Raw genomic sequence first — 14,612 nt, 5'->3', positions numbered from 1 at the left:
AAAGTAGTTTTTTGAGAACTACCAATGATGAACTTTGAGTTAAGAATTACGTGCGGATAATCTGAACAGGTTAGTTTTTACGTTTTCTTTCTACACCCTAGCTCTCTGAATTATGCCTGACGAACTATACATGCAACGTGCGCTGGAACTGGCCAGGCTGGGAAGTGGCTTTACAAGCCCCAACCCTATGGTAGGCTGCGTAATTGTGCACGATGGTCAGATTATTGGGGAGGGATGGCACCAAAAGTATGGCGGACCGCACGCCGAGGTTAACGCTGTGGCTGCTGTAGAGGATAAAAGCCTATTACCGAAAAGCACAGTATACGTAACGTTGGAGCCGTGCTCACACTTTGGCAAAACGCCGCCCTGCGCCGATCTGCTCATCAGCCATGGATTGAGGCATGTAGTTATCTGCAACACAGACCCAAACCCGCTGGTAGCTGGCCGTGGCATTAAAAAGTTGTTTGATGCAGGTGCCCAGGTTAAAGTAGGTGTGCTGGAGGAGCAGGGGCTGGAGCTTAACAAGCGCTTCTTTACATTTCATAGCCAAAAGCGACCCTTTATACTTTTAAAGTGGGCCGAAACTGCCGATGGGTTCATTGCTGGCGTAAACTATGCCCAACATCAGATAAGCGGTAAACTGGCGCAAAGGCTGGTGCACAAATGGCGCTCCGAGGAGCAGGCAATAATGGTGGGCAGCCGCACCGCACTTTACGACAACCCTCGCCTGAATACCCGCCTCTGGAGCGGCCAAAATCCGCTGCGCATTGTGATAGATAAGCAATTACAACTGCCACAGCACCTGCACCTCTTTGATAAAAGCCAGCCAACGTTAGTTTATAATCATGTAAAGCAGGAAGAGCAGGAGAATTTATACTTTGTGCAGCTACAGGCGCAGGACCTTTTGGTGCCACAGGTAATGCAGGATTTACACAAACGAAACGTTCTTTCGGTAATGGTAGAAGGCGGTACTTTCCTGCTGGACAGCTTGCTGCAGCTAGGCCTTTGGGACGAGGCAATGGTGTTTAAAAGCAAGTATAAAACTTTGGGCGAAGGCATGAAAGCCCCACACATTGAGGCTAACCTGCACAACATTCAAACTTTAGGCCCAGACCAGTTGTTGCATTACCTAAATAACCAGCGTTAACCACAGGTTATTTAACAAGCGAATAGTTAACAGTTACATAAATTCACTCACTCATTCAACATTAGCCCATGGCCGAATCACTTTTAGTAGACCAGAGCCTCAGCAAAGAGGAAAAGTATAAAACATTACTCCCGCAAATAGAGGCCCTCGTAACCGGAGAAACCGACTTGATTGCCAACATATCAAACCTTGTAGCGGCTTTAAAGCAAGGCTTCGGTTTTTTCTGGGTAGGCGTGTACTTTAATAAAGAGGGACAGTTGGTACTAGGGCCGTTTCAGGGGCCAATTGCCTGCACCCGCATACCTTACCACAAAGGCGTTTGCGGCGCCAGCTACACCCAGCAGCAAACCATACTTGTGCCAGATGTAGAGGCGTTCCCGGGCCACATTGCCTGCAGCAGCGACTCTAAGTCAGAAATTGTAGTGCCGGTAATTAAAGACGGTGAAGTAAAACTGGTGCTTGATGTAGACAGCGATAAACTAAACGACTTTGATGAAGTAGACCAGAAATACCTGGAGCAGCTAATGCAGCTCGTTGCAAGCTGGTACTAGTATAGCTGTGCATTACTAGCAGAACTTACTGCATTTTAAAAGTCTGAGAGTTTTGGGGCGTTATGTAACAACGGCATTGCTAACTCCAGACACGTACAGGAGCTCCGTACGCTGCTAGCTTTATAAAACAAGAGGCCCGCTGCAAATATAAATTGCAGCGGGCCTCTTGTTTTATAGTGATCCTATTTGTGTGTCGTGTCCTTAAACTATCCGAAAATAGTTGGAGGCGGCGTTTTAAGCTGTGCGATAACAGTCTGTCCACCTTTCGTTTTCTGGCCAAGCTCAGCTTTTATTTCCGTGTCTAGTGGCACAAAGATATCTACGCGCGAACCAAACTTAATAAATCCGAACTCCTCGCCCTGGCTTACCTCATCACCTTCGCTTACATACCACACAATGCGGCGTGCCATGGCTCCGGCAATCTGGCGGAAAAGCACCTCAGGGCCGGCAGTAGACTCTACCACCACAGTTGTACGCTCGTTCTGTGTGCTTGATTTTGGATGCCAGGCTACAAAGTAATTGCCCGGATGGTATTTAAAATACTTCACGATACCAGAAACCGGATTACGCGTAATGTGCACGTTAATCGGAGACATGAAAATAGATATCTGCTTGCGCTTATCCTTAAAATACTCTGGCTCCTCTACCTCCTCAATTACAACAACCTTACCATCAGCAGGGGCAATAATCAAATCATCGTGCAGCAACAGCGTGCGATAAGGGCTGCGGAAAAACTGCAGGATAAGCAGAAAAAGCACTACGGAAACACCCGATAAAATTCTGTTAAAGGTACCGTTCTCTGAATTGAAATTGTAGAGCAATAGGTTTAGCACCACTAATATCAACAAAGTAAAAAATAGAATTCTTCGTCCTTCTTTATGAATCTTCATTCGTGTTCTGAATTTGCCGCAAGTACTTTATATAACTTATAATAGCCCATCCGGTTTAGTGGATGGGCTATTATCCTGCTTCAAAATTATATAAACTTTTGAATTTTTTTATAAAAAACTTCGCTTAGAAGCCTCCGCGATACTTATAAGTCATGGCAACTTTATCAATTGCCACTATATATGCGGCTATACGCATTGGTACGTTATACTTTTGCGAGGCAGCGTAAACACGCTCAAATGATTCGTTCATGATGCGCTCAGCACGCTCGTTTACGCGATCAAGCGTCCATTTAAAGCCCATACGGTTCTGAACCCACTCAAAGTATGATACCGTTACACCACCCGAGTTTGCCAGGATATCAGGTACAACCATAATGCCTTTTTCGTTGATGATTTTATCGGCTTTGTATGAGGTAGGTCCGTTTGCACCTTCTACAATCAGGCGAGCCTGTATTTTTTCTACGTTGTGGATCGTTATCACGTCCTCAACAGCAGCCGGCACCAGTACATCCACTTTAGAAGTCAACAGATCATCCGGGTCCATTTGCTCAGCGCCTTTGTATCCTTCTAAGCGGCCGTTGTTATTGTTCTTGTACTCAATAGCCTCCTCAATATCGATACCGTTGTCGTTCCAGTAAGCACCGCTTACATCGCTTACGCCCAATATCTTTACACCGCGCTCGGCCATCAGCTTTGCAGCCCACGAGCCTACGTTACCAAAGCCTTGTACGGCTGCAGTAGATTTTGCAGGGTCCATGCCCAACTTATCCATGGCAGCCATTGCTGATACCATAACACCACGGCCTGTTGCCTCTACGCGACCTAATGAGCCACCTAAAACAAGCGGCTTGCCTGTTACTACTGCGTGCTCTGTAGAGCCTTTTGTTTTAGAGTACTCGTCCATTAACCAGGCCATTTCGCGCGGGCCTGTACCCATATCCGGTGCAGGAATATCACGGTCAGGGCCAAAGATATCAACTAAAGACTGTGTATAAGCTCTTGTTAAACGCTCTATCTCACCGGCAGACATAGAATAAGGGTCGCAGATGATACCACCTTTTGCACCACCGTAAGGAATGTCCACCACGGCACATTTCCAGGTCATCCAGGCAGCAAGGGCCTTTACCTCATCCAGGAAAACATCCGGAGCATAACGAATACCTCCTTTAGATGGGCCCAGAATAGTAGAGTGCACCACACGGTATCCCTCAAACACACGCACTTTGCCATCGTCCATCGTAACTGGTACGTTTACGATCACCTGGCGTGCAGGCGACTTCAAAACATTGTACGTTTCCTCGTCAAGCCCTAATACTTCGGCCGCAATGTTAAATCGCGACATCATCGATTCAAAAGGATTTTCGCGGTCCTTTATCGGTGCAGGCTCTTTATATAACATCATCTACTATAAATTTTAGCGTTGATTAATGATTTTATGGCAGTAAAGTTGAGAATTATACTTACAACCCCAAGCGGTTAAACGAAAAATATTTTAGAAGATTTTGAGGAATGCCACTATAAACGGGATTGCCATCAAAAGGCTGTCGAAACGGTCCAGGATACCGCCATGGCCAGGAAGCAAAGTGCCTGAGTCTTTTACGCCAAGGCTGCGCTTTAGTAAAGATTCTGTTAAGTCGCCCCAAACGCCAAAAACGGCTACTAAAAAGGCTACTATTACCCATTGGTATGTTTGCAGATCGGTAAAGAAAAGGGACAGAACGTATCCGACTGCTACTGCCAGCAAAGTGCCTCCTATCCAGCCCTCCCAGGTCTTGCCCGGCGAGATGCGCTCAAAAAGCTTATTCTTGCCAAAGTTTTTTCCGGCAATGTAGGCGCCTGTGTCAGATGCCCAGATCAGGAGCATAAGGCCAAGTATGGGCTGCCAACTGTATGCACCCTCTATAAAAGCGAGTGTGTGCAGCAAGCCAAAAGGGCCGGCAATGTAAACAGCACCCATTATGGTAAAGGCAATGTTGGTAAAAGGCTGCGGATGTTTTCTGTACATCTCCAGGATAAACACCAGAAAAAGCAGCGGAGCTGATATGTACATAATCTCTGCAGCCACCAATTCTCTCTCTACCAGAAAAACCGAAGTGTAAAATACTGCTCCCAATGTTACACCTATACCGCGATGCGGCATAATGCCCTGCACTTGCACCAGCCTGTAAAACTCAAGTATACCCAGTAGCGTCAGTCCCAGAAACAAAATGAAATAGGTCCACTCACCAAATAGTATACTTCCTACAAAAATGGCTGCACCCAGCACTCCCACTATAATTCTTTGGCTCAGGTTGCTAAGTGTAGATAATTTTTTACTCATGAAAGGGATTTGATTGGCTTACAGCCTGTGTAGGTTTTAAGTTTTTATAATGCGGCTGTAGCCGTTAATATTCGTCCTCATCTTGCCGGATACCAGCCTTAGCCTCGGCTACACTTGCCTCTCGCACAGGCAGCGGCGAAAATTGCTGATATAAATAGTATAAAATACCTGCTGTGAGCACCAGCGACAGGAGCACCCATATCCATGGCATGGCGTCTGTGCTTTCCACATCAAAATTTATTTTACCGGTTTGCTGTAAGTATAGCAAAAACACCGTAAAGCCATTGTTTACAAAGTGTGCTATTATAGGTACGCTAATACGGCCGGACCAAAAGTATAAATAACCAAAGAGAGCGCCAAGCACCATGCGCGGGATGAAACCGAAAAACTGCATGTGTATACTTGAAAAAACGATGGCTGCCACCCATATAGCCACATGCGTGTTGTTTGTCCAGCGGTGCAACTGGCGCTGCAGCACGCCTCTAAAAACCAGTTCTTCGCCAATGGCAGGTATAACAGCCACTACAATAATACCAACCAACAGCTTCGGCAATGTGCTAAAGTCGGCGATAAGCTTCGTCAGCTCAGCCATCTCGTTTTCTTTGGCCCTGGCCCACTCTGCAAACTCCTGCATAAACCCTGGCAGTTCCAGTTTTGCATTCCAATCTATCACCATAGAGTTAGCAGGCATCAACACCACAATTAAAAGGCCGCTAAGCAGTAACAGCAAGGCAGATGGTTTAACTTTCCAGTTCAGGTAGGTATCCAGGTTATACCCAAAGGCCTTTAGCATGTAAAGCGGAGCCACCACAAACGAGAAAAACTGCAGCACACCCTGCATCAGTAGCATTATATTGGCGCCGTTTGGGTTAGATGCGGGATTTTCTGCAACTGTGGCAAACTCAAGTATACTTATTCCAAAAACCCAGGTTACCAGCAGGCTAAATACAAAATAAGCGATAAACATACCGGCTATCATGAAAGCTAGCAGTAATAAAAGTACCCAAAACGGGTGTAGATCTTTGGAGATGAAACCTTTCATACAGAAGTTTAGGTTTAATTGACGTAAATTTACGCGAAAATTTAAATTTTGCTTTGGTAAAGATAGCGAACATAGAGTTGGGTGAGTTCCCGCTGTTGCTGGCACCGATGGAAGACGTGAGCGATCCGCCGTTCCGAAAGGTGTGTAAGGCTAATGGCGCAGATTTAATGTATACGGAGTTTATATCCTCGGAGGGTTTGATACGCGATGCCGCCAAGAGTGTGCAAAAGCTTGATATATTTGATTATGAGCGCCCTATAGGCATACAAATTTTTGGCTCCGACATTGATTCGATGCGTGAAGCAGCCATTGTATCGTCGCAGGCAGGCCCGGACCTGATCGATATAAACTACGGTTGCCCGGTAAAGAACGTGGCCTGTAAAGGTGCCGGCGCTGCGCTGCTGCGCGATGTGCCCAAGATGGTGAAGATGACCGAGGAGATTGTAAAAGCCACGCACCTGCCGGTTACTGTAAAAACACGTTTAGGCTGGGACGAGAGCACTAAGTATATCGTGGAAACAGCTGAGAGATTGCAGGACATTGGTATACAGGCGCTAAGTATACATGGCCGCACGCGCGTGCAAATGTATAAAGGCGAAGCTGATTGGAGCTTAATTGCAGAGGTAAAAAACAACCCGCGCATGAAAATCCCTATCTTCGGCAACGGTGATATAGACTCGCCGCAGAAAGCCTTGGAGTACCGCAACCGCTATGGTGTTGATGGTATTATGATTGGGCGCGCCAGCATTGGCTACCCCTGGATCTTTAATGAGATAAAGCATTACATGGCTACCGGAGAAACATTGCCCGGGCCAACCTTAGAAGAACGCGTAGAAGTATGTCGCCAGCACTTTACCCACTCCCTGGAGTGGAAAGGCGATAAGCTGGGTATTTTTGAGATGCGCCGCCACTACACAAATTATTTCCGGGGTTTGCCACATTTTAAGCCGCTCCGCATGAAACTGGTGCAGTCTGAAGACATACAGGAAATCTACGATACCCTGGACGCAATAGCTCATACTATGAGCTATGAGGAAGTTTAAGGCGTTTTAACGATAAAGAGATCTTTGAGAAAGCCTCCTGCAGTTGTATCTGCAGGAGGCTTTTATACTTATTGGGAAGTATAATTTTAATCTATCGCCATTCAAAATTCACTTTCAAACCCATACTTTTGCAACTAAGTTATAACTCGCTAACTTTTTAATTCTCAAGCTATCAAAACAGCTACTACTCCCGCAACTCAGAAAACCACTTCTACACCGGCACTCGCCTGGTTCCTGATTATTATACTTGCTTTAATCTGGGGTACTTCTTTTATACTTATCAAAAAAGGACTAGTAGTATTTTCTTCTGATGAGTTAGGTGCATTGCGCATTGCCATTGCTTTTCTTACGTTGGCCCCTTTTGCGATAAAACATATAAAAGAAGTAGAACCGCACCGCTGGAAGTTTTTGGTTGGCAGCGGACTGCTCGGAAATCTTATACCCGCATTTTTGTTTGCCTACGCCGAAACCCGGCTGGCTAGCGGTTTAGCGGGTGTCTTAAATTCATTAACTGCTCTGTTTACTTTATTGGTTGGAGCCATGTTCTTCAGGCAGTCCATTACCTGGATGCGCATGCTGGGAATAATCATAGGCATTGCTGGCACAGGTATACTTATCTTTTCGGGCAATGGCAACGCAGACATGAGCAACAAGTACTATGGCTTATACATTGTAGTGGCTACTATCTGCTATGGTGGCAGCGTTAACATCATCAAGCACCGCCTGCAAGGCATGAAACCGCTGGTTATGTCGAGCATGGCTTTGTTAACGGTGGCACCTATTGCCTTTGGCTATCTCTTAACCACAGATGTGGCAGGCAAACTGCAGCATACACCCGGTGCCTGGGAAGCATTTCTATACATCGCCTTACTTGCTGTTTTCAGCACAGCGGTGGGCCTGGTGCTTTTTAACAAGCTTATACACATTTCTACTACGCTTTTTGCCAGTTCTTCTACCTATCTTATTCCTATTGTAGCCTTAATGTGGGGGGTGCTGGATGGCGAAACCATACAATTGTGGCACTACCTGGGAATGCTGGTTGTGCTGGCAGGCGTATTTATTGTAAACCGAGCAAAATAAACTGCCAAATCAAACTGAAATAACATCTGATAAAATATAACATACAGCAGAAGTGTAGCATGTTATACTTTAAATCCAGATAAATAAAGTATGTAGCTATCTATATAGTTTATTTGTAGTTTTTCATTAAATTGTCAATCGAATATCAATTTTATACTTTAGTACGCCTGCCACATTACTTAATTATGTGGTTTTTGCTCTAAATCTACGCTCTGAATGGATTCTTAGCTTGCCTAAGGATTACTCTTTGCCTTAAACTTTATTACTGCTATCAAACCGCTTTCTCTTTAGCCGAGCTTCCGCCTAAGGTATGCAAGAGGTATGTGTGGCTTTCTGAGTACATTTTTTAGTGCACAACATCACAACAATTTTCTAACCTTAATTTTTTTTATGAAGAAACCTTTACTACTCTGCCTCATGCTATCCTTGTGCGGGCAAAGTATGGCTCAAACACCTCAGCTGCAGGATGCTAATGGTAGCAAGCCTGTGTCTAAGGCAAAAACAGCCTATTCCGCTCCTCTTTTTTCAGAGGCTGACAGCAAAGCTGTTAAAGCTAAAGTTGCTGCAAGTGCTGCTACTGCTCTGGGCTCAACTTCTTTCCCTGAGTATTGGTCAGACCGCATTTACGTAAAGCTGAAGAACGGCCAAGCCGGCTTTCAAACATTTGAGAATAAAGCCAGCAAACCCCAGAAGGCCGCTACCGACTTCATCAACCTTACCATACAACGTTACGAAACAACCCGCTTAACAGCCTTGCCTACATCGGCTAAGCTACCGTCTTTCAAGAACACCTATGAGGTAGTGCTTGAAAACGAGAGCAAGGTAAGCCAGTTGTTGCTGGAGCTAAACATGATGCCGGAAGTAGAGTATGCAGAACGCGTACCTTATTACGTTACCTCTGTTTCTCCTAACGACCCTAGCTTTGTAAATAACGGCCAATATGCTATGGCTAAAATCCAGGCTGTGGAGGCATTCGGCATTCATACAGGCACTAGCAAAACCGTACTTGCTATTGTGGATGATGCCGTACTTTCGACGCACCCTGACCTTGCAGCAAACATAGACCTTGCAAAAAGCTACGACGTAGCCGATAAGGACAGCAATACACGCCCTCCATCATCAGGCGTAAACCAGGCTAACCCAGACAGATTCTCGCACGGTACGCATTGTGCCGGTATTGCCGGAGCTGTTACTAACAATAATGTTGGTATAGCTTCTGTAAGTAACAACCTGGTTTCTATCATCGGTGTTAAATGTACAACAGACAATACTCCAAACACCCGCTCTATTGAGCGTGGCACAGATGGCATAATCTACGCCATTAGCCAGGGCGCCAGGGTTGTAAGTATGTCTTATGGTGGTACGGGCTTTAGCCAGACGGTGCAGAACATCATTAACGAAGGTACTGCCAATGGCGTGGTTTTCGTGGCTGCGGCCGGTAACGATAACATCGAAACCAAACACTACCCAGCTGCTTACGACAACGTAATTGCCGTAGCCAGTACAGATGCCAGCGACCTGAAAAGCAGTTTCTCTAACTATGGAACATGGGTTGATATCTCGGCACCGGGTTCTGGCATTTTAAGTACTGTTACCGCAAATGATGGCACAAACGGAGCTTATACTTCTTACAACGGCACATCCATGTCTACTCCTATGGTGGCAGGCATGGTAGCATTGATGCTGTCAGAGAATCCTAACTTAACACCTCAGGCTATCACTCAAATCCTTAAGGCAACTGCTGATCCGCTGGAAGGTGTCGCAGGCCAATCGGCAGCACTTGCCGGTAAACTTGGTGCAGGCCGTATCAACGCTTACAAAGCAATACAGGCTATACAGGGCGTTACTAACGTAGATGCTCCTGCAGCCATCACAAACCTTAACATAACCAGAACATCTCAAATAGAGGTAGATCTGGCCTGGACTGCTCCAAGTGTAGCAGGCGCAGAAGCAGCTACGGTTTATGATCTGCGTTATGCCACTTCTCCTATCACAGCCGATAACTTTGAGGCAGCTACTAAAGCTTACATGTATGTAACACCTGCTGCTGCAGGTACTGCTCAGAGTATAACTGTAAAAGGCCTTACACCAAACACAAACTATTACTTTGCTTTGGTAGCCAAGGCATTGTATGGCGAAAAGTCTCCGCTTTCTAACATAGTTACAACGCAAACGCAAACGGCGCCAGTTATACAGGTAGCCCCTGCTTCCATCTCGCTTTCGATAGACAGAAGCAATGGCAATACTGCTACATCACAGCTTACAATAGAAAATACTGGTTCTGCAACGCTTGAGTATAAGGCCTATGCCATACCGCTTGCTGGCCCTAACCTTTTGTCATACGACAAGCAGCAGGCTGGCCCGGACAACAGCTTTGGATTTGGTAGCAGCAGCTTTAATGCAGTTACTAAATTTGAGGCAGGTGCACGAGGATTTAACCTGACACACGTTCAGAATTATATCAACAATGCGATTGCTGCAAACGCAGAAGTGGGAGTACGTATATACAAAGGTGGTACAAACCCTAAAAATGCTACGCTGCTAACTACACAAACAGCAACAGTTTTAGTGCCAGCCGGAGGAAGCCTTCAAACTATAAAGCTAGACCAGCCGCAGCAATTACAAGCTAACGAAACCTTCTGGGTTGAATTTATTATACCGGCAGGTCTTGGTACGCCACAGGGTATAGATAATACTGGTGCCAGACCAGGTGTGTTCTTCCTGAGCAGCGATGGTGGCGCTAGTTATGGTGATATGCAGCCAATGGCTGCTTTCCTAAACGTTGCGGCTTTAAAAATGCGTGCCATCAATGCTGAATGGATCGCCCTTAGCCCATCAACAGGAACACTTGCAACCGGTGCTTCCGGAAATACTACACTTGATGTAGATGCTTCCAACATCGTAAATGGCACTTACCAGGCAGAGCTGCTATTTAGCAGCAACGACCCTGTAACACCAACTGTTAAAAAACCTTTTACTTTAACTGTAACAGGTGGCCAACCTGCTATTTCACTACAGTCTGCAACCGCTGACTTTGGTACACTATTCGTTGGCGCTAGCAGAACTCAGAAAGTTGTTGTAAAAAATACTGGGGTAGCTGCTTTAGTTATTAACTCAGCAACTGTAGCTGGCGGCGAATTTACCGCTGCAGATTTTGCAGTTACGCCTGCTACGCCTATTACAATACAGCCAGGTACTCAACAGGAAATCAACGTTAAGTTTACTCCTTCTAAGAAGGCTGCTCTAAGCGGTAAACTTATACTAGCCTCTAACGACCCTAATGCCCCAACAACTGAGGTTACCCTAACAGCAACGCTCGTTAACCCTCCGGTTGCCTCTGTTGAGCCAACTAACGTGAGCTTAACAATTGATAAAGATGTAGCTACTACCGCAACCAGAAAAGTTAATATCCGAAATGCCGGCGAAGCTGCCCTGGATTATGCACTTCAGGTAATGGTAGACCCTAGCCAAAGCCTTGGTTACGATGCTGAACGTAACGCTGACAGCTACCTAGGCCTAAACAATACTACAGTTCCTTTCCATGTAGCTGTTAAGTTTAACGTTACCGTACCTAAGTTTACCTTGGCACAGGTGCAGAACTACTACAGAAGTATGGCTGCTACAACTAAGGATGTTGTTGTTAAAATTTACAAAGGCGGTGCTTCACCTTCTGCAGGCACTTTGCTACTAGAGCAAACGGTTAATGCCCCTGCATCAGCTAACAACGGCTCTATGATAACGGTGCCGTTGCAGCAGCAGCAGCGCTTTGTACAGGGCGATATTTTCTGGGTTGTGTTTGTTCATACTGGAGTTACTTATCCGCAAGGAATTAATACGGTAACGCCTCCTGCAAATACCAACTACTATAGCTCTAACGGTACTACATGGACTGCCTACAATACTAGCGCATTCAAAGTAAGAGCACTTGGCGCGCCAACCTGGTTAACTACAACACCAGTTTCAGGTACGATAAGCGCAGCAAACGCTACCGATGTTGACTTTAACTTTGATGTGACCAGCTTAAATGTTGGAGAGTATACTGCACGCGTTATAGTTAACTCGAACGATCCGCTTGCTCCAAAACGCACCGTAAATGTTGCACTTAGAATTCAGGGCATGCCGCAGCCAAGCTTCAATGCAAGCTATACGCAGCTAATTACCGGACAGTCTATTACATTCAACAACACCTCTGTAGATGCTGACGCTTACGAGTGGGTGTTTGAGGGCGCAGAGCCAGCAACATCAACTGATGCAGCACCAATTGTAAAGTATACCACTCCAGGAAAGTATAAAGTAAGCCTGATAGCTAAAAACACAGAGAAAGGCACACAGTCTGACCCACTTGTAAAGGAAGAGTATATTACAGTAGCCAACAACTTTTGCGATAACCTGTTTACTCCTTTCGTAGGCACTCCAACTCTAAACCCAGTAACAGGTGGCGGGTACGTGACTGGAAATAACACATATGGCGACCTAGCAAAAGCCAACGCTTATGATTATGCAAGAGCAGGCGCATACATTACAGGTACTAAGATTAAATTTGGCGCTGCCACAGCTGCTGATGCCAATGCAACTGTTAAGGTGGTAGTATGGGATAATGCCGGTACAAATGGCGCTCCTAAGAATATTATCGCATCTAAAGACATAAAGATTAGCGATATCGTTGCAGATGTAACAGCAGAAAGAGTAACGGATATAACCTTTGCCGCTCCTGTAGCATTGACCGATCGCTTTTATGTTGGGGTATTACTGAACCAGGAAGCAGGCAACGAGGTAGCTATTAACAGCAACACAGCTGGTGATGCAACTCCTCATACTAGCTGGGAAATGTGGGATAATGGTACTTGGGCTACTATTGCAAGTGGCTGGGGTCTGAACGTTTCATTATACATTCAGCCGTCTATCACACGTACAACTACACCACTTACTGCTGCCTTTAACTTTATTGAGCCTAATAAAGCTGAAGTTTGCGCAGGTTCTGAAGTATTCCTGAGTGCGTCTCCAGCTACTGGCGTTGCGCGTTACGAATGGACTTACGAAGGCGTTGATGAGGCTAGAGTAGCAGATGGCAAGCATGCTTATCTTACTTACAACACTCCGGGCACTTATACTATTACTTTAAAAGTTTACGATGCCTGCAATGGTGTAGCAACTATCAGTAAAACAGTAACTGTGCTAGACAGACCTGCCAAGCCTGCAATCACTCAGAACGGCGCAGAGCTTACATCAAGTGTAGCAACTGGCAACCAGTGGTACTTAAACGGTGAGGCTATTGATGGCGCAACGGCACAGGTGCTAACTGTAACGCAGTCTGGTTCTTATACAGTTAAAGTTACAAATGAGAACGGCTGCGAGTCTGTAGTATCAGATGAAGTTAGCGTTACACTTACAGCTAGTGCAAAAGACCTTGATGCTGCCAATGGCTTAAAAGTATATCCAAACCCTAACACAGGCAAGTTTACAGTAAGTTTTGCTGTTGCGACACCTGATAAGGTGAAAGTTGTACTTGTAAATAGCATCGGTAAGGTGGTATTTGAGAATACTCAAAGCAGAGCTTCCGGAACACATGACCAGCAAGTTAATTTAAGCAACCTGTCTACAGGTGTTTACATTCTGCAGGTTCATACAAACGGCAAAGTTCTTACGCGCAAAGTTGTAGTAAACAATTAACCAAGTATAGCTCAAACTTAAAAAGGCCCCTGCAATATTTGCAGGGGCCTTTTGCTTTTAAAAGGGTTCAGGTACTGGCATACATTCATTTGTTCGCCAAACAGGGCACTTCACCTAACCCACCGGCTCAGCCTATACTCGTTACGGCTCTGTAGCGAAGCATAAGTTTCTCTACACACTATTAGTTTAGCTTTAACAGGCTTACAGGTTATACTAACAAGTATACTGACTCTGCTTGCCGGCCTCTGTATATACCTATAGGTATAGTACAGACTTGTAACGAGCTGTTTAGATACGACAAGCAAGTATAAAAAATCCGTTTTAAAAAGGTTAACTAATGCACTTGCCATACTTAAAGCTACCTAGCTGGTAAAGCACATTCTTAATTCTCAGGGGCTTTAATATGTCAGGCAAGCAAGAGTGCGGCAGAAGGCTATTCCCTATGTAAGCGCATTTTTATGAATGCTGTTGATATACCTATCGCTAAAATCATACAGCACTAAAACTGCTTTGTCAGCTTTGGATAAACAAGCTCCTTTTACTGTAGAGCCCACAACAGTAGTAATTTACCTCATACTATAAAAAGTTAGGCCTTATACTTTGCCAGTTGATTGAGAGGTAAGGGCGCAGGGTATCACGCTAAATCATACTTGGATACAGCATAGTATAGGTAATAGCAGTTATAAAAATCCTGTAACTACACCTTTTGACGAACGCTTGGTAACAGGCAACAAACCGCAGTAGTATAGTCATCTTTTTTAGCTGGAATGGTACTGTTAGATTCTAGTAATTAAGGCATAGTGGTGATTACGGTGTAGGCTTCGGCCACTTGAAAACAGCTTCAATACAATACAAAAAAAGGGGCATCT

General features: G+C 45.3%; 10 protein-coding genes. 5 read left to right on the top strand and 5 right to left on the bottom strand.

Annotated elements, in window-relative coordinates:
* The first annotated feature begins 112 nt into the window (after positions 1-112).
* Both ribD and Q1A23_RS01975 read left to right on the top strand, forming a co-directional pair.
* Positions 113-1,147 carry a bifunctional diaminohydroxyphosphoribosylaminopyrimidine deaminase/5-amino-6-(5-phosphoribosylamino)uracil reductase RibD gene (gene ribD, locus Q1A23_RS01980; RefSeq protein ID WP_299818722.1) on the top strand — a complete coding sequence of 345 codons (1,035 nt, stop codon included), beginning with the start codon at positions 113-115 and terminating at the stop codon, positions 1,145-1,147.
* 68 nt (positions 1,148-1,215) lie between these two features.
* Entirely contained in the window at positions 1,216-1,698 is a 483-nt protein-coding gene (locus Q1A23_RS01975; protein ID WP_299818719.1) for a GAF domain-containing protein, read from the top strand.
* Positions 1,699-1,904: 206 nt separating this feature from the next.
* Here the strand turns inward: Q1A23_RS01975 and Q1A23_RS01970 are convergent, their stop codons facing one another.
* From Q1A23_RS01970 to Q1A23_RS01955, 4 genes are all read right to left on the bottom strand, one after another.
* Positions 1,905-2,588, bottom strand: coding sequence for a phosphatidylserine decarboxylase family protein (locus Q1A23_RS01970; RefSeq protein WP_299818716.1), 684 nt, complete (start codon positions 2,586-2,588; stop codon positions 1,905-1,907).
* A gap of 124 nt (positions 2,589-2,712) precedes the next feature.
* The gene (locus Q1A23_RS01965; protein ID WP_299818838.1) at positions 2,713-3,987 is read right to left on the bottom strand and encodes a Glu/Leu/Phe/Val dehydrogenase; all 1,275 of its coding nucleotides are present in this window, start codon (positions 3,985-3,987) and stop codon (positions 2,713-2,715) included.
* A 93-nt stretch (positions 3,988-4,080) separates the two neighbouring features.
* The gene (locus tag Q1A23_RS01960) at positions 4,081-4,908 is read right to left on the bottom strand and encodes a phosphatidate cytidylyltransferase (protein WP_299818713.1); all 828 of its coding nucleotides are present in this window, start codon (positions 4,906-4,908) and stop codon (positions 4,081-4,083) included.
* 64 nt (positions 4,909-4,972) lie between these two features.
* Positions 4,973-5,950 (bottom strand): CPBP family intramembrane glutamic endopeptidase, encoded by a 978-nt coding sequence (locus tag Q1A23_RS01955; RefSeq protein ID WP_299818710.1) that lies wholly within the window; start codon positions 5,948-5,950, stop codon positions 4,973-4,975.
* A gap of 53 nt (positions 5,951-6,003) precedes the next feature.
* Here Q1A23_RS01955 and dusB point away from each other — a divergent pair, with 53 nt between their 5' ends.
* The gene (dusB, locus tag Q1A23_RS01950; RefSeq protein ID WP_299818707.1) at positions 6,004-6,993 is read left to right on the top strand and encodes a tRNA dihydrouridine synthase DusB; all 990 of its coding nucleotides are present in this window, start codon (positions 6,004-6,006) and stop codon (positions 6,991-6,993) included.
* Between the two features lie 197 nt (positions 6,994-7,190).
* Here dusB and Q1A23_RS01945 read toward each other — a convergent pair whose 3' ends face one another.
* The gene (locus Q1A23_RS01945; protein WP_299818704.1) at positions 7,191-7,331 is read right to left on the bottom strand and encodes a hypothetical protein; all 141 of its coding nucleotides are present in this window, start codon (positions 7,329-7,331) and stop codon (positions 7,191-7,193) included.
* On the opposite strand from Q1A23_RS01945, the gene Q1A23_RS01940 reads away from it, so the two are divergent.
* Together Q1A23_RS01940 and Q1A23_RS01935 are read left to right on the top strand one after the other, a co-directional pair.
* On the top strand, positions 7,267-8,073 hold the full coding sequence (locus Q1A23_RS01940) for a DMT family transporter (protein WP_299818835.1): 807 nt from the start codon (positions 7,267-7,269) through the stop codon (positions 8,071-8,073). The genes Q1A23_RS01945 and Q1A23_RS01940 overlap by 65 nt on opposite strands.
* A 441-nt stretch (positions 8,074-8,514) precedes the next feature.
* Positions 8,515-13,743, top strand: a complete 5,229-nt coding sequence (locus tag Q1A23_RS01935; RefSeq protein ID WP_299818701.1) for a S8 family serine peptidase — start codon at positions 8,515-8,517, stop codon at positions 13,741-13,743.
* Positions 13,744-14,612 lie beyond the last annotated feature (869 nt).

The organism is uncultured Pontibacter sp., assembly GCF_947492645.1.
GTDB lineage: Bacteria > Bacteroidota > Bacteroidia > Cytophagales > Hymenobacteraceae > Pontibacter.
This window is presented reverse-complemented; position numbering and strand designations above follow the sequence as displayed.